The sequence below is a fragment of the Xylanibacter brevis ATCC 19188 genome (assembly GCF_000621725.1).
GTDB lineage: Bacteria > Bacteroidota > Bacteroidia > Bacteroidales > Bacteroidaceae > Prevotella > Prevotella brevis.
In genome coordinates this window covers 1-22,058 of the sequence record NZ_JHXM01000014.1, presented here as the reverse complement: position 1 = coordinate 22,058, position 22,058 = coordinate 1, and the positions used below count along the sequence as shown (strand labels likewise).

12 protein-coding genes and 1 tRNA gene are annotated in these 22,058 nt (G+C 49.9%); 7 read left to right on the top strand and 6 right to left on the bottom strand.

Going from position 1 to position 22,058, the window contains the following annotated elements; all coding sequences use genetic code 11:
• Positions 1-209 precede the first annotated feature (209 nt).
• The 4 genes from T433_RS0109015 (at position 210) to T433_RS0109000 (ending at position 10,662) form a co-directional block, all read left to right on the top strand.
• The gene (locus T433_RS0109015) at positions 210-4,184 is read left to right on the top strand and encodes a two-component regulator propeller domain-containing protein (protein ID WP_027455561.1); all 3,975 of its coding nucleotides are present in this window, start codon (positions 210-212) and stop codon (positions 4,182-4,184) included.
• A gap of 99 nt (positions 4,185-4,283) precedes the next feature.
• Positions 4,284-6,260: an alpha-galactosidase gene (locus tag T433_RS0109010; RefSeq protein WP_027455560.1), complete on the top strand. Its 1,977-nt coding sequence runs from the start codon at positions 4,284-4,286 to the stop codon at positions 6,258-6,260.
• Positions 6,257-8,485, top strand: a complete 2,229-nt coding sequence (locus tag T433_RS15045) for an alpha-galactosidase (protein WP_155808444.1) — start codon at positions 6,257-6,259, stop codon at positions 8,483-8,485. The genes T433_RS0109010 and T433_RS15045 overlap by 4 nt, the downstream gene beginning before the upstream one ends.
• The gene (locus tag T433_RS0109000; RefSeq protein ID WP_027455559.1) at positions 8,482-10,662 is read left to right on the top strand and encodes a GH92 family glycosyl hydrolase; all 2,181 of its coding nucleotides are present in this window, start codon (positions 8,482-8,484) and stop codon (positions 10,660-10,662) included. Before T433_RS15045 ends, T433_RS0109000 begins: the two co-directional genes overlap by 4 nt.
• Positions 10,663-10,771: 109 nt before the next feature.
• Here T433_RS0109000 and T433_RS0108995 read toward each other — a convergent pair.
• Positions 10,772-10,845 (bottom strand) — tRNA-Ile (locus T433_RS0108995).
• A 175-nt stretch (positions 10,846-11,020) separates the two neighbouring features.
• Here T433_RS0108995 and T433_RS0108990 point away from each other — a divergent pair.
• Together T433_RS0108990 and T433_RS0108985 are read left to right on the top strand one after the other, a co-directional pair.
• Positions 11,021-11,941 carry a bifunctional riboflavin kinase/FAD synthetase gene (locus tag T433_RS0108990; protein ID WP_027455558.1) on the top strand — a complete coding sequence of 307 codons (921 nt, stop codon included), beginning with the start codon at positions 11,021-11,023 and terminating at the stop codon, positions 11,939-11,941.
• A complete protein-coding gene (locus T433_RS0108985) occupies positions 11,938-12,747 on the top strand; it encodes a CPBP family intramembrane glutamic endopeptidase (RefSeq protein WP_027455557.1) in 810 nt (269 codons plus the stop codon). Before T433_RS0108990 ends, T433_RS0108985 begins: the two co-directional genes overlap by 4 nt.
• 213 nt (positions 12,748-12,960) lie before the next feature.
• Here the strand turns inward: T433_RS0108985 and T433_RS0108980 are convergent, their stop codons facing one another.
• The 5 genes from T433_RS0108980 to T433_RS15040 form a co-directional block, all read right to left on the bottom strand.
• Positions 12,961-13,431 (bottom strand): hypothetical protein, encoded by a 471-nt coding sequence (locus T433_RS0108980; protein WP_027455556.1) that lies wholly within the window; start codon positions 13,429-13,431, stop codon positions 12,961-12,963.
• Positions 13,421-13,939: an RNA polymerase sigma factor gene (locus T433_RS0108975; RefSeq protein WP_027449332.1), complete on the bottom strand. Its 519-nt coding sequence runs from the start codon at positions 13,937-13,939 to the stop codon at positions 13,421-13,423. Before T433_RS0108975 ends, T433_RS0108980 begins: the two co-directional genes overlap by 11 nt.
• 210 nt (positions 13,940-14,149) lie before the next feature.
• Positions 14,150-15,865 carry a RagB/SusD family nutrient uptake outer membrane protein gene (locus tag T433_RS0108970; RefSeq protein ID WP_027449331.1) on the bottom strand — a complete coding sequence of 572 codons (1,716 nt, stop codon included), beginning with the start codon at positions 15,863-15,865 and terminating at the stop codon, positions 14,150-14,152.
• An 11-nt stretch (positions 15,866-15,876) separates the two neighbouring features.
• Positions 15,877-18,921 (bottom strand): SusC/RagA family TonB-linked outer membrane protein, encoded by a 3,045-nt coding sequence (locus T433_RS0108965; protein WP_027455555.1) that lies wholly within the window; start codon positions 18,919-18,921, stop codon positions 15,877-15,879.
• 33 nt (positions 18,922-18,954) lie between these two features.
• The gene (locus T433_RS15040; RefSeq protein ID WP_248616506.1) at positions 18,955-20,241 is read right to left on the bottom strand and encodes a glycoside hydrolase family 28 protein; all 1,287 of its coding nucleotides are present in this window, start codon (positions 20,239-20,241) and stop codon (positions 18,955-18,957) included.
• 219 nt (positions 20,242-20,460) lie between these two features.
• Here T433_RS15040 and T433_RS0108955 point away from each other — a divergent pair, with 219 nt between their 5' ends.
• Complete coding sequence (locus tag T433_RS0108955) at positions 20,461-21,690, top strand: DUF2264 domain-containing protein (RefSeq protein WP_428837374.1); 1,230 nt, start codon at positions 20,461-20,463, stop codon at positions 21,688-21,690.
• Positions 21,691-22,058: the final 368 nt, after the last annotated feature.

The window sequence follows — 22,058 nt, the reverse complement described above, 5'->3', positions numbered from 1 at the left end:
TTTTGCGGTTTTGTGCTGCAAAATTAGTGAACTTGGTTGTTATCTCTGCAACGATATGTATCTAAGAATGGTACTTTTGAGGAGAAACGCAGCCGCTGAAACAAACGTGTTCTATTTTGCTACATCCGTATCAATTTTTATATCGTAAAGCGCGTGCGTATCTCAGTATTTATTATTATTTTTGCATCCAAATAAATATTATTGCACCTATGAAAAAATTTCTATTGATACTTGCCATTTCGTTAGCCACCATTCTTGGAAGTCAGGACTGTTGGGCTATCGATGCCAACCTGGTTTACTATTTCACCCATCTGGATAACCGTAACGGCCTTTCGGAAAACTATGTGAAAAGCATCGTGCAAGACCGCTGGGGACTTGTGTGGTTGGGAACGAAGAACGGACTGGACCGCTACGATGGCAGACAGCTGAAGCATTATGACGTGACGGATCACGTCGCACAACGAGGCAACCACAATATCTCTGCACTCATGGAGGATGACAAAGGACAGCTGTGGGTGGGTACTGATAAAGGCGTGTTTGTATTCAACCCCGACGTGGAGACGTTCTCCTCTTTCGATGTGGCATCACAGGATCATATTCAGATACGCAACTGGATCTCGGAAATCAAGCAAGACAAGAATGGACATATCTGGATTGTCTCACCCTTGGAGGGCGTCTTCCGTTATGATGTGCAGCAGAACAGTCTGACGCGCTATTCCACCAGACGCCAGTCGGACGATGCAACCTATGACCCACAGAGCCTGTGCATCAGGCCCGATGGAGAAGTGTGGATAGCAACGGCAGGCCAGGGCTTGTTTCTCCTGGATCAACCCACGGGGCGCATGAAACAGTTTGCCGAAGGCTTGCTGGGACAGGACATCTATAAGGTGGTAAATTATGATGACTGGATTCTCATTGGCGAGCATGAAGGCCAACTGAAGAAGTTTAATCCGCGGACCAATGAGTTGCGGATTGTTGAGGCTTCCAACGTGCACTATAAGGTGATACGTGCCATAGACTACTATCAAGGAAATATCTATGTGGCCACGCAGGATGGACTTTATATCATCAACGAACAGCAGCATAGCGAGCAACATATCCGTGAGGGTGGTATTATTCCCAATACGCTCAGCGACAATATGCTATACACACTCTATCGCGACCGCGATGGTGGACTGTGGATCGGCACCATGCAGAGTGGCGTAAACTATATGCCTCCACGCGGTATTCATTTCTATAGCTATATCCCCACTGGTCTTCCCGGTGCACTGAGCAATAAGCATATCCGCGAGATGCAGTGTGATGGCAAAGGCGATATCTGGATATCCATGGAGGAGGGACATATCAATGTGTTTCATCCTGACCTGCAGGAGTTCGAGAAACTGCCCACGCCACAGTATAAGGGCGGCACCAACCGTTTGGCCTTGATGGTCGATGGTGGCGAGGTGTGGTCTGGTCTGTTTAAGAACGGACTCGACATCATCAGTGTGAACACCCATAAAATCACGCACTACTCGCCCGAACAACTGGGACTGCAGGGCGAGGGCTCTGTGTATGCGCTGTTCAAAGATCGCGATGACAACGTGTGGCTTGGCACGGCCAAGGGCGTCTATATTCGCAGTCACGACATGCGATTCAACAAGGTGACGGCCATCCCAGACATCTTCGTGCAGGACATCGTGCAGGATCATCAAGGGCATATCTGGGTGGCCACCATCGGTAGTGGCGTGTTCAGGTATGATGTTCGTTCTGGCCGTACTCAGCAGTACCTGTCTAATACCGGCAGCATCAGTTCCAACGATGTGTCGAGTATCAGTATAGACCACGAAGGCCGGCTTTGGTTTGCTACCGACAGAGGCGGTCTCTGTGCTTATCATCCCGACACCCAGAAGTGGAAGTCGTGGAGCCGTGCCGACGGACTTCCTGACGATGTCACCTACAAGGTGCTGGAAGATAAGCTCCACCGTCTGTGGTTTGGTACGAATCACGGGTTGGTGTGTGGCAGTCTGGCCGACCAGATCACATTGGTTTACCCTAACAGCAGCGGATTACCAGGCAACCAGTACAACTATAAGTCGGCTGTGGTCGGTGCCGATGGAACCATGTATTTTGGCGGTACGCAGGGCATCGTGGCCTTTAATCCGATGCTGGCAGGAAAAGACCAGCAGGGAAAGGTGCTCATCACAAATCTTCGTGTGGACCGCATGGACATCCTGCCTGGCGAGAGCGATATCCTTGAGACGAATATTATTGAGGCCAAGAAAATCTATCTGCCACATGATTTCTCCAGCTTTTCGCTCAGCGTATCATCGCTCAACTACCGTGGCGTGGAAGGCGACAGTTATGAGTATCAGCTCAGTGGTGTTGACGACAATTGGATATTGGTGCGCAACAACGATGAGGACATCAGCTTTTCGCGGCTTCAGCCCGGCACCTATACGTTCCGGGTGCGACCGGCAGGTGGCGATGAAATCACTGAATTGCAAATCGTGGTAGCACACCCTTGGTGGCTGTCGCCTCTGATGAAAATGCTCTATTTGTTGCTGTTGAGCGCCGTTGCCTATGGCGTGTTCCGTTTCATACAGCAGCGACAGCGTCAGAAGGAGAAAGAACGGCAGGCACGTTTCATGGAGGAGAAAGACAAGGAACTGCTTCAGTCAAAGATTAATTTCTTCACCGACATCACGCATGAAATACGTACACCGCTGACTTTGATCAACGGTTCGGTTGAGAATATGAACGAACAGCAGGTCGATAGTCCTGTCTTGCAGAAAGACATCAAGGCCATAGGCAAGAACACCAAGCGCCTGTTGAACCTCATCAACCAGTTGCTTGACTTCCGAAAGGTTGAGTCAAACAGCGTGAACCTCTCGTTTGTCAATATCAACCTCAATGACATGTTGACGAGCATCGTGGAACGCTTCGAACCAGCCATCAGTCGCATGAACAAGACCATCAGTCTTGACATAGAGACAGAAGACATTGTGCTGCAGGCCGATAGTGAAGCCATGACAAAGATCATCAGTAATTTGCTGAACAACGCGCGCAAATACAGCGAGTCGTTTATCCAGGTCAGCGTGCGTACCGAGGCAGACCAGCTGCAGCTGCACGTGATGAATGACGGTGCCAAGATTCCCGACGACAAGGCAGAATACATCTTCAAGCCCTTCACCCAGTTGGATAACACACATGTGCAGTCGGGCTCTGGTTTGGGATTGGCTATGGCGCGCTCGCTGGCCGAGATGCATGGTGGCACGCTGACCGTCAATACACGTTCGGAATACAATGACTTTGTGCTCACGCTGCCGCTGAAGCAGCAGCATGTCATCGAGATGCAAGGTCCTGCAGAGATGGCCAGCGCAACCGCCAGTGCCGACCTGGATAATATTGTTGACGACGCCTTTCCATCGGTGGGCAGCACTCACCACGAGCATACGGTGCTGGTGGTAGAAGACAATGAAGAGGTGATGCAGCTCATCGTTGACGGCTTGTCTGCTCACTATCAGATTGTGAAAGCACAGAATGGCGTGCAGGGACTGGCCAAGGCCCACCGTGAACATGTCGATCTGGTGGTGAGCGATATCATGATGCCAGAGATGGATGGCCTCGAGATGTGCCGACAGTTGAAAGAAGATATGGAAACCAGTCATATACCGGTGGTCATGCTCACAGCCCGACAGACGCTTGACAATAGGTTGGAGGGCCTACGAGCAGGTGCTGATGCCTATATTGAAAAGCCATTCTCCTTTGCTCATCTGCTGACACAGATAGACACGCTCTTGCAGAATAGACAGCGTGAGCGCGAAAGCTTTGTGAAGCGCCCTTACCTGCCAGTGCAGTCGGGTGGCATCTCTAAGGTCGAGGAACAGTTCATCAGTCAGATTACCGAGAAGATTACGAAGAACATTCGTCAGCCTGAGTTCAACGTGGAGCAGTTGGCAGCCGAGATGTGTATGAGTCGCAGCAGTCTGCACCGCAAGATTAAAGAGGTGAGCGATATGACCCCCATAGACTTCATCCGTCTAATCCGTCTGAAGAAGGCTGCCGAACTTATTCGCGAGAAGGGCTACCGTTCCAATGAGGTGTGCGAGATGGTGGGCATCAGTTCTCCCAGCTACTTCATCAAGTTGTTCCAGAAGCAATTTGGTATGACACCAAAGGAATTTGCCATGAAAAAGGACTGATTGCAACATATCTTCTATATAATGGCAAAAATATCAATCTACAGACTGTTTTGTTTTGCGTAACTTTGCATGCAGAATCAAAACAGTCTGTTAGTAATTATGAACAAGAAACATCAGTATTATCTTTTCCTCCTCATGTTGCTGTGCTCTTTGACAACTGGATGCAGCGAAACAAGGAGCGTGACCCAGGGTAAGTGGTCGTTGTCATATCAAAATGGTATTAACATTCAGCGCGGACAAGAAAAAATTGCCACGAACATGACTGCTGAGTACCGCCTTGAGGACGAAACGGTCATCAGCACACAAGCGTATAAGGAACCGTCGTTCTCGGTCAAGCACATCATGGATCAATTCGGAGAGGGAAAGCTTTGGACTATCACATATACCAGCCAGCTTCTTCCCACGCTGACTCAGCACTTCTATGTCTATGAAGATTTTATTTTGACGGATGTCTGCGTGTCGGCCGACAAAGGTGTTTGTTCTAACTATATTGCGCCTATCGTGATGGAGCATGCCAATGCAGCGCTCTTCGGACAGCATCAGCGGGCGCTGTTTGTGCCTTTCGACAACGATGCCTGGGTGCGTTTCTCTTCGCATCAGCTGCCAGACACCGCCATGCTTCGTTCCTATGAGGTGACGGCTTTGTACAATCCGCAAAGCAGACATGGACTGGTTATCGGTGCCATAGACCATGACGTGTGGAAGAATGCGATTGAACTGAATAGTTCTGCCCTGCAGTTGCGGGCATATAGTGGTGTGGCCGACCAATTGACGCGCGACAAGTTGTCTCATGGTAGTGTCAAAGGACAACAGGTGACTTCTGCGCGCATGATGATTGGGCTGTATGATGATTGGCGTATGGGGTTGGAACGCTTCGCTCAGGCCAATGCGATCGTCACTCCGCCACGTCAATGGGAGAAAGCCATGCCTGTAGGCTGGAACTCATGGGGAGCCTTGGCTTTCAAGGTTAATCATAACAACTCTACCCGCATCTCTGATTTCTTTGCACAGGAGTTGCAGAACCGGTCGTTTGCCAATAGCGATGGTCTGCTCTACACCGGACTGGACTCTGGCTGGAACAACTTCTCTGAAGAGGAGCTTAAGGATTTTGCCGACCGCTGCGTCAAGAACCATCAGGTGCCATGCATCTATTGGACACCCTTTACGGACTGGGGTAAGAACCCTGAACGCGAAGTACCGGGTGTAGAACAATATAAGTATAAGGATCTTTATTTGTATGCCGATGGCCAACCGCAGGACTTGGATGGTGCCTATGCCATTGATCCGACGCATCCGGCTGTGAAGACCATGATGGAACAAACGCACGACTTGTTTCGCCGCTGTGGCTATAAGTACGTCAAGATGGACTTCATGACTCATGGCCGCATGGAGGCCGATGCGTGGTATCGTTCGGATGTGACCACGGGTACACAGGCCTATAATTACGGTATGCATCTGTTGGATAGCATCTTCTCTGATATGTACCTCAACCTCAGTATTTCGCCCATCTTCCCTGCCCAGTATGCTCAAAGCCGTCGTATAGCTTGCGATGCCTGGAATAAAATCAAGGACACGGAATACACTATGAACGCCCTGTCGTATGGATGGTGGATTGATGGCGTTTATCAATATAACGATGCCGACCATGTGGTGTTGCGCGATGCTACCGAGGGCGAGAACCGTGCTCGCATCACTTCCAGCGTGATTACAGGAGTCTATATTACTGGCGATGACTTCTCGGCCGATAGTATGGCTATTGCCCGTGCACGTCTTTACCTGACGAATCCCGATATCAACCGACTGGCCACGGGGCGCTCTTTCCGTCCGCTGCTGGGTAATGACGAGCGCTCAGAGCATGTGTTCGTCCGCACAGAACCTGATGGCACGATACATCTGGCGGTGTTTAACTACACCGACCAACCGAGTGTCTTCCGTTTCGACAAGCAACTGATACCACTTGATGGTGCTAAAACCTACACGGTAGAGGAGTTGTGGAGTCATAAGAAAGTAGGAATAGACGATGTGCAGACTATTCCCAGCAAGGATGTGAAAGTGTTCAGAATTAAGGCCGTATGAGACAATTGTTTTTATTGCTTTTCGCTTTAATCATTTCTGCGAAAGGACTGTCGGCCGATTTCATCAGTAATGGCTGGACCATCCGTTTTGACGAAACAACCCAGCGATTGAATATAGACTATCGTGGACGCCAGTTGATGGCGGATGCCTATGCTGAGGCCAGGCAGGGCGACAACACCTATTACTCGTTCAATGCCTCCTCTGTCAGTGTAGAACAGAACGATGTCTCGGATGTTTTTGGCAGTGGTCGGCAGTTGTGTATTACCTACCGAATGGATGATGGCATGGTGCTGATTCAAACGTTGTCATGCTATGATTCGCATCCTTATATGGTGGCTCAACTGTCTATGACCAATGGTTCGACGACGAGCAGCAACTATGTGCTGCCGCTGAAAAGCACCACCAGCAGCAGTGTGATGCCAGCGGGCAAGAAGAACCGCATGCTGTTTGTGCCTTGGGACAATGATGGCTTCATTCGCTATGCCTCAAACACATTGCGAAGCACTGTGAACTCTTATGCCGTGACAGCCATTTATAATACGGACACCCGTGGCGGATTGATTTGCGGTGCACTTGATCATGACCTGTGGAAAAGTGCTGTTCGTGTGACAGCCTCTGACTATGACAAGGTAGATGAACTGGCGCTCATCTCGGGTTATACGGACGAGCATTCACACGACTCCATACAGAGCGAACAGATGGTGATGCCTCATGGCGCTGTGGTAGCAGATACGGTGCGCTCCGCACGTTTTATGATGGGATGGTTTGACGACTGGCGCACTGGTATGGAGACATTTGGACAGGCTTGTTCGCTTATAGCCCCCAAGCGCGAATGGGCTGCTGGTGCTCCCTATGGTTGGAGCTCGTGGGGCGTGCAGTCAACCGACATCTCCTATCAAGGGGTGATGGATTGTGGCAACTTTATCCGCGATAACCTGGTGGAGCATGGCTTTCATGATCGCGAAGGACGTGTGGTGCTGAGTCTGGATGCGTGGTGGAACGATAACCTCTCTGTGCAGCAGGTGAAAAGCTTCGTGAGCTATTGTAAGGAAAACAATATGATTCCAGGTCTTTATTATGGTTCGTTCTGTCGATTTGGCGACTTGCAGAGCTATGTGCCTGGAACCAGCAATAAATACCGCTTCCGTGACATCGCGCTGAAGGTGCATGGGCGTTATAAGGTGGTTGACGGCGCCTATTGTCTCGACCCAACGCATGTAGGCACCAAACAGTTCATGCTGAGCGAAATGCAGAAGTTTAAGTCGTGGGGCATAGAATACTTGAAATGTGACTTTATGTCGAATGGTGCTATCGAGGCTGATAGTTGGTATAACAAGGACTGTCATACGGGCATTCAGGCCTACAACGAGGGTATGGCCTGCCTGATGCGTTATGCTGGCGATATGTATCTGGACCTGAGCATCGCACCTATATTTCCCTATCACTACACACACGGCCGACGAATTTCGTGCGATGCATGGGGAGCCATGGACCACACGAAGTACGTGATGAACAATGCCAGCTATGGATGGTGGCTGAACCAGCTCTACGTGGCCAACGATCCCGACCACATGGTGATGGCCATGCGCCAAGAGGCAGGTGGTGTTCAGAGCGAGGGGGCTAACCGTGCGCGAATCACCAGTGGTGCCGTGGTGGGCGCATTCCTGACTGGCGACAATTTCAGTCCGAACGTTGTGCTGCATAATGGCAGCGGAAAGGTGGGGGAGAACTATAGCGACATCTCTCAGCAACGCGCCCTGATGTTCCTGACCAACGAAGACGTCAACGAGATACCGCGCACCTGTGGGTCGTTCAGGCCTGTCTATGGCAATGCGTCTTCAAGCGTGGGGGCAGAATCGCTGATGACTTACGAGAACGACAGATATGTCTATGTGGCTGTGTTCAACTATCAAATGCTCATGCCATTGTCTGGCTCGCTGCCCTTTGCCGACTTGGGCATCGATGCAGCCAGCATCAAGGAGATCAAAGAACTGTGGATGGGTGAGATGATAGACCAAGGCTCTACCGGTTTTCAATATCGGGTGCCGGCCTGTGATGCTCGTATCTATCGTATTGAGAAGAATACCGCATTGGGCATTGTGAGTGCAGGAAAAGAACAATATACAGGGCCTGCCGTTGTCTTCGACCTACAGGGGCGCAGGATGTCTGTTGCTTTGAAACGTGGTATTTATATTAGAGAAGGGAAAAAATATATAGTCAAATGAAATCGAAGATCATTGCAGGCTTTGCCATTGCAATCTGGTCTGTTCTCGGCATACAGGCTGGCCAATACACCAAATATGTAAATCCGTTTATCGGTACAGGGGCAGTTGAGAACTCGCTGTCTGGCAATTGTTATCCAGGAGCCACAGTGCCTTTTGGTATGGTGCAGCTTAGCCCTGATACACAGGCGTCGCCAGATTGGGATAAGGCTTCGGGCTACGACTATAATGATTCGCATTTGTGTGGATTCAGTCATACTCGACTGAGTGGTACCGGTGCTTGCGACCTGATAGATTTGTTGCTGATGCCTTCAACTACTGGCGCAACTTGGTCAATCCTTAACCATGAACAAGAGGTTGCTCATCCTGGCTATTATGCTGTAATGTTGGAAGATAGTATTATGGCAGAACTGACAGCTACGACTCATACTGGAGTGCACCGATACAGCTACCCCAAGGGCAAACCTCGGCAATTATTCATCGATTTGGACCACTCGGCTCCGAAAGGGTCATGGGAGCGTCGTATCATTCAGTCACAACTGCGCATCGTTAGTCCTACGGTTGTTGAGGGCTATCGCATGATCACAGGATGGGCAAAGCTACGCCGGGTGTACTTTCACATGGAGCTTTCCCGAAAGATAGTATCTTTTGATATGTTTGACGATACCCACCATTATGGCCCTATGAATGTGGTCAATGGTAAAGCTTTGAAGGCATGGGTTTGTACAGATAATACGAGTAATGCTCCTTTGGTGGTGAAGGTTGCACTTTCTACTACAAGCATTGAGAATGCGCGCTTGAATATGGAGCGTGAGGCCCTTTCTTGGAATTTCGATGAATATAAGGAAAGGGCTGATGAGCAGTGGGAGAAGATTTTAAGTCGCATCGAGGTGGAAGGCGAAAGCCAAGACATGCAGAAATTCTATACTTCTCTCTATCACGCTTTCATTCAGCCAAACATCATGAGCGATGTCAATGGTGACTATACTGCTACAGACTATTCTACTCGCCGCATGCCACAGGGACAGTCCTACTATTCCACCTTCTCGCTATGGGACACCTTTCGTGCAGCACATCCGCTATATACGCTCATTGCCCCAGAGCATAACGTACAGTTTGTGAATTCCATGTTGGCACATTTCGATAGCTATGGTTACCTGCCCATATGGGATTTGTGGGGACAAGATAACTACTGCATGATTGGCAACCATGCCATCCCGGTGGTCGTCGATGCTGTCATGAAAGGACTGTCGGGCATAGATGCCGAGCACGTCTTGAAGGCATGTGTGGCATCGGCTACTATTTCGCATCCTGGCTCACCCTTTGAGTTATGGGAGCGTTATGGTTATATGCCAGAAGACAAGCAGACTCAGTCGGTCAGCATAACGCTCGAACAAGCTTTCGATGATTGGTGCGTGGCTCAGTTGGCTCACTATTTGGGACAGGATAGCATTTCTCAACGCTTCATGAAGCGTAGTCAGAACTATCGTCATCTCTTCAATCCTTCTAATGGATTCTTTCAGGCAAAGACTTCTGATGGGAGTTGGCTCACACCTTTCGACCCACTACGATACGGGGCTAATGGAGGTTATCCTTATACCGAGGGGAATGCCTGGCAGTGGTCTTGGTATGTGCCGCATGATATTGACGGACTAATTGCCTTACAGGGTGGGGCGAAAAAGTTTTGCGAACGCCTAGACCGTTTCTTCTCTCTTGAGGACAGGAGTGGCGAGAAGAACGACAATGCCTCAGGGTTTATCGGTCAGTATGTTCATGGTAATGAACCTAGCCACCATGTAGCTTATCTTTATGCTTATGCTGGGCAGCCTCTCAAAACACAGCGTTTGATTAGAGAGATATGTTCTAAACTCTATAATGTTGGCAGTAATGGCTATGCAGGCAATGATGACTGTGGCGAGATGTCGTCGTGGTATGTGTTCTCGTCGATGGGATTTTATCCTGTCTGTCCCGTTGGAGGTCAGTACGCCATTGGTACGCCATTGTTCGATCGTGTCACCATTCACCTGGCAAAAGATAAGAAATTTGAGATCGTGACACATCGGAAGAATCCTGCCGACTTCTATATCCGGTCAATGAAACTAAACGGAAAAGCATATAAGCGGTATGTGCTGCAACATGATGACATCGTCAATGGCGGCCGGTTGGATGTCTATATGTAGCTTATTGACTCTCCAAAATACCCCTAACAGAACCTGAATGTTTACGCATTGTTTGCGCAGACATGAAAAAAGGAGTTACGCAATTTGCGTAACTCCTTGATTTTTAGTGTGGACCAGCCAGGGCTTGAACCTGGGACCTCCAGATTATGAGTCTGTTGCTCTAACCAACTGAGCTACAAGTCCAATTACAGCGTGCAAAGGTACAAGTAATTTGCGAATTATCCAAATTTTTTATGTAAAAAGACGTAAATAATAGTGGGGAAGTGCCTTTGAGGCTGGTGCCTCGCAGGGTGCTCTCGTTCGGAAAATTGCAAATTCATTTGCATTTTTGCTCGCTTATTCGTACCTTTGCAGCATAATGAAAACGATATTTTATCCTGATCAGTCGCTGAACGATGGGGCTTATGCAGCCACCGTTGGCTTCTTTGATGGCGTACACCAGGGACACCAATACTTGATTGGACAGCTGAAAGAGGAGGCTGCCCGCATGGGGCTGCGCACCATGGTGGTCACCTTTGAGCGTCATCCGCGCCAGGTGGTACATGGCGAGTGGAAAGCCGAACTGTTGACACCACTGCACGAGAAGCTGAAACTGCTGAAAGCTACGGGCATCGACACGGTGGTGGTGCTGCGCTTCAACAAGCAGATGGCGGCATTCTCGGCTTTTGCCTTTATGAGTGAGGTGCTGTGCAAGTCGCTACAGGTGAAACTGCTGCTGACGGGCTATGACAACCGCTTCGGCCATGACCGCAGCGAGGGCTTCGAAGACTATCAGCGCTATGGACAGACGCTTGGCATGGATGTGCTGGCTGGAAAGCCACTGACGGTCAACGGCCAGACGGTGTGCTCATCGCTGCTTCGCGAGTTGCTGCACGAAGGTCGCGTGAAGGAGGCAGGCACGCTTCTGGGGCGTCCTTATTCGCTTCAGGGCACGGTGGTCCATGGCGAACAGATTGGGCGCCACCTGGGATTCCCCACGGCCAACCTGCAGACCGACGACCCGCAACAGCTACTGCCAGCCAATGGCGTTTACGCCGTGAAGTGCTGGGGACAGCATCCAGGCATGATGAACATTGGCATGCGTCCCACCTTTGACGGCCAGCAACGCACGGCCGAGATTCATTTGTTTGACTTCTCTGACGATATCTACGGCCAGCCATTGACTGTTGACCTGATAGACCGCTTGCGCGACGAGCAGCACTTCGAGAATGCAGAAGCTCTGAAACAACAGATGCACGAAGACGCTATACGAACAAAAGAAATTCTAAACATACGATGATGACAAATAAACTAGGATGGTTGAACGCTGTGGGCTATGTTGTGATATTCTTAGCCTTACAGTTGATTGTGTCGGGAGTTGTCTCCTTTGGCTACGGCCTCTATGCTGGCCATCAGGCTGGCGAGTTGCCCAGCGTAGTCATGCTGATTAATATGATCCTGTTTGCTGTGGCAGGCATAGCCTTGTTCATGGGGACAGGGTGGACCAAGGTGTCGCGCCAGTATCTAGAGTCGCGCCCTATTGGTGTGCTCTTCTGGTGTGTACTAGCGGCATTGGGAGCCATCATCCCCTCTATGTTCCTGCAAGAGCTGATGCCAGAATGGCCTGAAGCCATACAGCGATACGTTGAACAGGTAGAGCAGATGGGCGCCCAACTGATGAGTATAACGGGTGGCTACTTTGTGATCTGCCTGTTGGCACCTGTTGCCGAGGAAGTCGTGTTTCGCGGTGCCGTGCTGCGCACGCTGCTGAACTGGAAGCCCGAGCATCGTTGGCTAATGATCACATTCTCGGCCCTGTTGTTTGCCGTAGCCCACATGAATCCCGCCCAGTTCCTCCATCCGTTCCTTATCGGATTGCTGATAGGTTGGATGTACGAGCGTACGGGCAGTCTGATGCCAGGCATCATCTACCACTGGGTCAACAATACAGCTGCTTACCTGCTGTTTAGGGCTTATCCTTCGCCCAATATCAAGTTGATAGATATCTTTGGCAGTCAGCCCACCAAGGAGCTGCTGGCCGTGGTTTTCTCTATGTTTATCCTGATGCCCGCATTGTTCCAGCTACAACATAGGATGAAGAAGTAAAAATAACGTCCCCCTCCTAACCTCCCCAAGGGGGAGGAAATGGCCTCACCCCAGCCCTCTCCGAGGAAGAGGGAGATTTTTGAGTGGAAAAAGAAAAAGCCATCCGTCGCTCTCGACTGGATGGCTTTATTCTTTCAAATATGTGAAACTTCACAGCTTCACCCATTGTTTTAATTTTAATGATTATTTATATAGAGAAAGCATAGAAATGTTCTATTCCAAATAGCCCGTGGACTGCTTCATCAGCGAGTCGCTGGCCAGCGAATCTACCTTCAGGTCGGCCATGGCCGGGTCGCTGGTGGAAACGCGGTACTGGGCAAAGTCAGACTCATCGACCCATGTGTTGTCCTCTTTGAACGACTGGTCGAGGGCGCCTGCGATAGTGATGACCACAGCCACCACGGCAGCAGCACGGAAGAAGGGACGCATGCGCTCTGTGAGGCTGATGCTACGTGCCTTCACCTGTACGCGCTCCTCAGTCATCTGCAGCATGCGTGCGTCGAAGTCGTCACCCAGCGTCTCTTCTGGCTCCAGGGCAACAAAAAGCTCTCTGTACTGACGCAGTTCGGCGGGCAGTTCCTGCTCGTCCTGCTCGAAGAAAGCCTTCAGAATCTGCTCCTCCTTCAAGGTTGTTTCGGCCTCGAAGTAACGGTTCAGCAGCTGTTCGATGTACTTATAGTCCATATTGTTCTTCTTGAGTAAATTTCTGTTTAATAGTTTGACGGGCGCGGAAGATGTTGATCTTCACCTGCTGTTCGCTGATGTCCATCACGGTGGCAATCTCTTTATAGCTTTTTCCCTCGACATCTCGCAGCTGCATACAGGTGCGTTGTTTCTCGGGCAGTTGTTCCATCAGCTGTCTGACGCGTTCCACTCTGTTGCGCTGCACCATCTGTTCTTCTGGGTTGGCGCTGTATGAGTTGTCGGGTGCGTCGTGGTTCCCGTCTTCGAGAGATGCGTTCTGGTTTTCCATTCGTTTCTGATGGTCGAGCGCTACATTTCTGCAGATGGTCAGACAAAAAGCCTCTATCGACTCTATCTCGTTCCACCGATCACGTCGGTTCCAGACTTTTATCATGGTTTCCTGCACCACATCTTCGGCATCAGCCCTGTTGAGAGTGATGCGAAGTGCCAGGCGGAAGAGCTCATTCTTCAGCGGCAACACATGGGTGCGAAAACTGATTTCTTTCATCCTCTCTATTATATTAAGACGACTGACGGATATAAAAGTTACGGCAAAGTTACATTTTTTTTTCGAAAAAGAGACCTATTGCCCTATTTTTTGCACTTCCAAGAAAAGTAACCCTATCGTTTTCTTAGAGAAAAGTGCCACTTTACACAAGGAAAAGTGCCACTATTCCCATCGAATAGCGGCACTTTTCTTATCGTTTAATACCAGGTATTAATAACCAGCGTTCTGTTTCCAGTTGGTGTTCACATCAAGAGTAGCCTGTGGAATGGGGAATATACGACATTCCTTGTCGAAGCGAGCTGTTGGGAAGCCATGACGGTGGAAACCGTATTCATCCTCGAAATGACCGAAACGAATCATGTCGTTACGACGCCAGTTCTCATCGAACAGCTCACGACCACGCTCATCATAGATATCATCCAAAGTAGGAGTACCATTAAATCGAGGAGCATGAACGTAATCACGAATCTGGTTCAGCAGGCTCTGTGCTGTTTCGCCATTGGTAGCAGTAGCGCCACGAGTAATAGCCTCAGCCTTCAGCAACAGCATATCAGCCAGACGGAAGATTGGCAAGTCATTAGACTGGTTACGATCGTTGATAAAGTCCTCACGAACTACGAAGTACTTGACTGACTTATAGCCCTGGCTCCAACCCTTAACATCCTTACCAGTATTCAGCGTAGCGCAATCAACAGGATAGATTGAAGGATCTGCAATACCATCAGCCCACTCAATATAGTGTGCGTTGCTCTCAGCATCAGTATACTTCAGGCGGATAGTCTTGTCGAGCGTAACCTCCTCACCATTATATTTATAAGGTGTAGTGGTCTTAGCGAAAGTCGTAGGATCAAACATATAGATCTTGCCTGCAAGGATATTCTCCTGACGATCGTCAGTAGGCAGAGCCATCAGCAGATCAGCGAACTCAGGTGTAATAGAGAAGTTACCACCAGTAGATTTGCCGATATCGGTACCGAAGTAACCAGGTCCGCCCTGACCGTCATTACGTCCCTGACGCCAAATGCGTGGACGAGCGTACTGGAAACCCTGAGCTGTGATGGCATCGTAAGGCATTGCATAGATAAAGTCCTTAATCTGAACGCCATTGTTAGGCCAGAACTTTGAACGATAGCCATCCGAGCCTTCTGAGATACTGAATTTACCACTTGCAACGATATCGTCAACCAGAGCAACTACATCATCCAAGTGTTCGTTGCTATAAGCAGCAGCGTCATACTTTGTCACATCCTCGGCAGTATAGACAGGCCAGTTGATATACAACTTAGCCAATAGAGCCTCTGCAACATACTTCGTGGGCTTGCCATAGGTAGACAAGTCAACATTTGTCGGCAACAAAGGAATGATTGTCTTCAACTCACTCTCAATCCATTTAGTCACATCTGCGCGAGGAGCACGATCCACTTGTTCGCCCTCAGCAAAAACACGGTCCAGGATTGGAGAATCACCAAAGCAATCTACCAGAATCCAAGTAAAGTAAGCGCGCATGAAACGTGCCGAAGCAGTGGCGTTATTCTCTTCACCACCCATGCTCAAGATAACCTTGTTGGCATCTACTATAGCACCAGTCACATTTTTATACCAGTCAAAACATGCGCTGGTAGCGGTGAAGTTGTGCAGTGAATTCTGAGCATAGATACCATCATCAGAATAGTCACCATCAAAGGAAATACCAATCCACTCATCGCTTGACAGCGCTTGAGCTTCCATATATCGACGACCCAATGTGCCAAGCAGTTCGTAGTATACACTGGCCATCTGAGCCTCAACTGCCTCCTCAGTGTCGGGATAGGCTGTAAACTGAGCCTCAGGAGTGACATCCAAGTCACTACAGCTGGTCAAAACCGTGCTTGTTGCACAGCAAACGGAACCAGCAAGGAGGAAATATTTTATGCTATTCTTAGTCATAATCGTAATTTTTAGAAGTTAATCTTAGCACCAAACATGAATGAGCGAGTGTGAGGATAGAAAGTCTCACGATAATCGATACCAGGAGTCAGACCACCAAGGTTGACTTCGGGGTCGATACCATCGTAACCAGTAATGGTCAACAGGTTGTTGCAGGTAGCATAGAGCTGTACGCTCTGTGCCCAACCATCAAGATTCTTGAAGGTGTAGCCCAGTGAGAGGCTTGACAAACGCAGATAGCTACCATTCTCCAGATACTTGTCGCTGGGAATATGAGCATTAGCATCAGCCTTCCAAACAGGATCATTAATAACTTCAGAAAGAACGTTCTTACCACCAGCAAGGTGTCCCTGGAAGCTATAGTGTGCCTTTGTAGCATTCAAGATCTTGTTACCAATCACACCCTGGAAGAAGGCTGTGAGGTTCCAGTTCTTATAGTTCAGTGTATTGTTCCAACCATAAACCAACTTTGGCTGAGCGCAGCCAACCTTGGTCTTATCCTCATACTTAGGACTAGAGGTTACCCAGTTACCATTGGCATCCTGATAGGTATCAGCCTGAATATTGCCAGAAGCATCCTGATGCTTTGTAATGTCATGAACAAAGAATACAGAGTTACCGTTGGCGTCATAGCCTGCATGCTGATAGGTCCAGAATGTACCGAGAGGCTCACCCTCCATGATACGCTGTGTATTAGCATTTGAAGAGATACCACCGATGTTGGGGTTACCCTCGTCAACATAATCTACAGAATACAGAGCGTTTGACAGCTTGTCAACGGTATTCTTGTTGTGTGACAGGTTGATTGTGGTCTGCCACTGGAAGTCCTTCGTCTTCACAGGAGTAGCATTCAAGTTCAACTCAATACCCTTGTTACTAATATCACCTACGTTAGCACGAATCCAATCCAAAGGATAAATATTGGTAGAAACAGCGTAGTTCCAAATCAGGTCAGAAGTCTTCTTGTTATAGTATTCAATGCTACCGTTGATGCGGCCACCCAGGAATGCGAAGTCGATACCTACGTTGAACATGGCAGTACGCTCCCACTTCAATTTGGGGTTACCGTTGTTCTGTGCAGAGATGCCATACATGGTCTTAGAAGTTCCATCAGGCAGGATGTACTCAAACGATCTGCCATTCAGACCAAAGGTTGTGATAGCGTCATAAGCACCAAAGCCCATAGCATTACCGCTGACACCATAACCCAGACGAAGCTTCAACTGGTCGAAGATATTCTGATCCTTCATGAACTCCTCCTCTGTGATGTTCCATGCTGCAGATACAGAGGGGAAGGTACCCCACTTATGGTCAGCACCGAATACAGAAGAACCGTCACGACGGATTGTAGCCTGCAACATATAGCGGCTGTTGAACGAGTAGTTCACACGACCATAGAAAGAGATGTTACGAATCTGCGACTTCGAAGAACCGGTTACATCGCTGATACCATTGATATTGTTAGCATAGCGCAAGTTCCAGAAACTAGTCTCATCGTTATAGAAGTTATTAACGGTAACACCAAAGCCATCACCATCCTCACGCTCTTCCCAAGAATAACCAGCCATCAAGCCAAGCTTGTGAATATCGTTGAAGGTTACATCGTAGTTACCATAGGTCTCGAAGGTCTGGTTGTGACGCAGATAAGTATCGCGATGGGCACGACCATCAAAGCCCTTGTTCATCTGAGTCTGATGAGACTCATACCAGCTATAGGTGTTCTGGCCACTGTCGTAAGAATAGTTTGCATGCCATACCAATCCGTCAATAATCTTCAACGAACCTTTGGCAATGTATTGCAGACGGCGCCATTCATTCTGATTGCTGTCCTCATAGATCATTGACAGGGGGTTATAGTTGGCAGAACCAATATAGCTCTCATACCATGTGCCATCAGCATTGCGAACGGGGTTGGTAGGAGAATAATAGTTCATGGCATCAAGCACACTCATACCAGCATCGCCACCAGTAGAAACGCGCATAGGCACGCCCTTGAACTTACCCTGCATAGCATTCACGCCCAGAGAAATCTCCAAACGATCCTTCAGCAGGCTACTGGTCAACAACGTACGAGCATTCACACGGTTCATACCTGTGCCGAGAACCACACCCTGACGATTCATGTAGTTGACAGAGGCCATATACTTGGTTTGCTGGTTTCCACCACTGATACTTACGTTATGGTTGTGGCTTACACCTGTGCGCAGCACCTCGTCCTGCCAGTCGGTATCACCACCGCCATCCTGTGCAGGTGTCAGCAGACCGCTGTTACGCAGTTCGGTTGCAGAAGCCATATCAAGAGTCTTCAGTACCTTATCCAAAGCTACATAAGCATTGTATGTGATATTTGTCTTACCCTCTCTTCCGCTCTTCGTGGTGATGATGATCACACCATTGGCAGCCTTTGAACCATAGATAGCTGTTGCAGAAGCATCGCGCAGCACGTCGATACTCTCAATATCATCGGGAGCTACCATCGAGATGTCAACACCAGGGATACCGTCGATGACATAATAAGGAGACATGGCAGCACCTTCACGCAGAGAGCTGACACCACGAAGGGTGATTGAAGGTGAACCATTGGGGTCACCGCTAGATGTGACGGTCAGACCAGCCACCTTACCTTGCAGCATCTGTGCGGGATCGGTGAACACACCCTGGTTCAGGTCCTTAGCCTGCACGGTGGTGATAGACGAGGTCACGTCTTTGCGGCGCATGGTGCCATAACCTACTACTACCACTTCGTTGAGCAGCTTGTTGTCTTCTTCCAGTTTAACAGTCATGCCGTTGCGTGCTGCCACCGTCTTCTTGGTATAACCGATATAGGTTATGTCCAAGCGCGCGCCCTGTTTCACAGAGATCGCAAACTTACCATCAGCGTCGGTCACCGTACCATTGGTAGTACCTGTTTCCACAACGCTTACGCCGATAAGAGGTTCACCCTTACCGTCCTGTACAGTACCGGTGATGCGCTGCTGTGCCCAGGCCATGGTGCTGACCATCATAAGCAAAGCAAGCATCAGCACTCGGCTGAATGTTTTTTGTACGTTTTGCATAAAGTTAGTTTTTTAGGGTTAGTGATAAAAAAATTATTTGTTGATAAAAGCGTTTTCTGTCATCACGGGGCAGTCGGTGGCCCATAGCTGCTCATCTACAGCGAGGAAGCCTTCGCCCTTGCAGGGGCGCTTGTCTATTGACAGTTGGCCGCTGGGCATCGCCCCTTGGCTTTTTTTGATGCGCACGTTGTTGAAGTAGATGTCCTTCACCTTGCCCGCCACGTCGCCACCTACGAAGCATACGTTGGGGCTGGTGGCGGTGATGTTGCTGAAGCTGATGCGGCTCACCTCGCCACAGCGACCTTCGGTCTGGCCCTTGGGGAAGCGCCAGTTCTGATCCTTATGGTTGCCGTTGGCGCGCGGATAGCTGGTCACATAGATGGGTTCGGCCTTGCCCCACCACACATCGCTCCACAACTGCAGGTCCATCTGGATGTTCGCGAAGGTGACGTCGGTCACGGTGCCCTCGTCGCGGTTCTGGATGCCCAGTCCGCGGTTAGAGCGAGTGATGATGCAGTTGGCAAATGAGACGTTGTAGATAGAGTCCATGTTCTCGCTACCTATTTTAATTGCGCACGAGCGCGAGGCCATCACGCAGTTGCTGACCACGATGTCGTGGCAGGGCCCGTACTCGGCAAACTCCCTGCGGTTTTTCAGACAGATGCAGTCGTCGCCACTTGTGATGTGGCAGTTAGCGATGCGCACATGGCGCGAGTGGTCCAGGTCAATGCCGTCGCCATTGCGTATCTTCAGGTTGTTCAGCAGGTTGATGCCGTCTATCACGGCGCCGTCGCAGCCTATCAGGTGCACCGTCCAGTAGGCGCCCTCGCAGATGGTCACATCGCGTATCAGCAGGTTGCGGCAGTCGGTCAGCGTCAGCACGTGCGGACGCGGGTCAAAGGTGGGGGCGGCCAGTGGCTTCAGCTCGTAGCTGTCGCTCAGCTCGGCACCCATAAACCTGATGCCGTTGCCATGAATGGTGCCCTTGCCGCAGATGCTGATATTCTCAGCATGTTCGGCCCAGAGCCACAGCATGCCCTCGCCCCGGTTCTCGCCGAAGGCACTCAGGTGATAGATAGATTCATCGGGATTGGCTATCAGCATGGCGGTAGCCTCGAGGTGCAGTTCTACGTTCGACTTCAGTTCCACAGGACCGGCCATAAACGTGTGTCCGCGGCGCAATAGCACGCGTCCGCCACCGTCGGCAGCGCATCGGTCTATGGCTTTCTGTAGTGCGACAGCGTCATCTGTCAGGCCATCACCCTTAGCTCCAAAGAGTAGAGGGTCGTATGTTTCTTGCGCATGCATGACTAAGGCCATGAAGAGCAAAAGTATTATGGTATGTGTTCTCATAAATACCATCTTTAAGATGGAGTAATAGTTGATGTAGTTTTTAGTTTGGGACAAAGATACACTTTTTATTTAAATTGACAAAACATTTGCATTTTTTTTCGAAAAAAATTCGTACCTTTGTCGCATAAAGGACTAAAACTATCAAATAAAATGAGGAAAATACTAGTATTGTTGGCCGCCTTTATCATGACAATGCCTATGGCGGCACGCGACAAGAGAAGGCTGCCCATGAACGATCGTGAGTACTGGTGCATTCAGGCCCAGAGAATGGCTGAGCCCGTGCTCAAGAACATGGCGCAAGGCCAGTTGCAGAAGAACATGCAGACGGAGTTCTCGCCATCGTTCGACAATCGCAACCGCAAGGTGGTGTATATGGAGACCTTTGGCCGACTGATGGCGGGCATCGCCCCATGGCTGGCACTGCCCGACGACAGCACTCGCGAGAGCCAACAGCGCCAGCAGTTGCGCAAGTGGGCGCTGGCATCGTATAAGAACAGCGTGGATCCTAAATCGCCCGACTATCTGTGTTGGGGCGTGTCGGGCCAGAACCTGGTGGACGCCGCCTATATCGCCGAGTCGTTTATCCGTGCCTATGATGCCCTGTGGGTGCCACTGGACAAGGTGACCAAGGAACGCTACATCACGGAGTTCAAGAAGCTGCGCAAGATAGAACCGCCCTACACCAACTGGTTTCTCTTCTCCAGCATCATCGAGAGCTTCATTGCCAAGGCTGCCGGACTCAGTGAGTATGACGACTACCGCGTGATGACAACCATCCGCAAGGTGGAGGAGTGGTACGTGGGCGACGGCTGGTATGCCGATGGCCCCGTGTTTGCCTTCGACTATTACTCCAGCTACGTGTTCCATGCCATGTATTTGGAGACGCTGCAGAACATGATCGACGCCAAGGCCAACACGCGTCTGGAGTATCAGAAATACTACGACCGTGCCTTGAAGCGCGCCCAGAAGTACAGCATCATCCTGGAGCGTTTCATCTCGCCCGAGGGCACCTTCCCCGTGATAGGTCGCTCTACGCCCTATCGCATGGCAGCCATGCAGCCGCTGGCGCTGATGGCATGGTATCAGACGCTGCCCAAGGAGCTCAGCAACGGACAGGTGCGTGCGGCTCTGACCAAGGTGATGCACCGCATGTACGACCAGCAAGACAACTACAACAAGGGTGGCTTCCTCACCATCGGCTTCTGCGGTCATCAGCCTGAGACGGCCGACTGGTACACCAACAACGGCTCGCTCTACATGACATCGCTCTCGCTGATGCCGCTGGGTCTGCCTGCCGACCACGACTTCTGGACTGCTCCTGCCGAGCCCTGGACACAGGTGAAGGCCTGGAATGGTGAAGCTTTTCCCAAGGACCACCGCTGGGCAGATGACATCACCACCAAAGACCGCTGGTGATGCTGGCGGACACAGCAAGGGAAATGGAGTCACGATAACGACTATCGAACACTTATAGCACCGATATTCCACGCGAATAGCGGCGCTTTTATGTTGCAATAGTGCCACTTTTATGTTGCAATAGTGCCACTTTTATGTTGCAATAGTGCCACTTTTATGTTGCAATAGTGCCACTTTTATGTTGCAATAGTGCCACTTTTGCAGTGCATCTAGAGTCTAGATCGCTCGGTTCTAGAGTCTAGATGCGTGCATTCCAGACTCTAGAATTACTTATTCTAGACTCTAGATTCGCTTCAAGAGTTTAACTATAGCATAACCAATGACGTAGTTTATAAACGCAACAGTGCCACTATCACGAGCGAATAGTG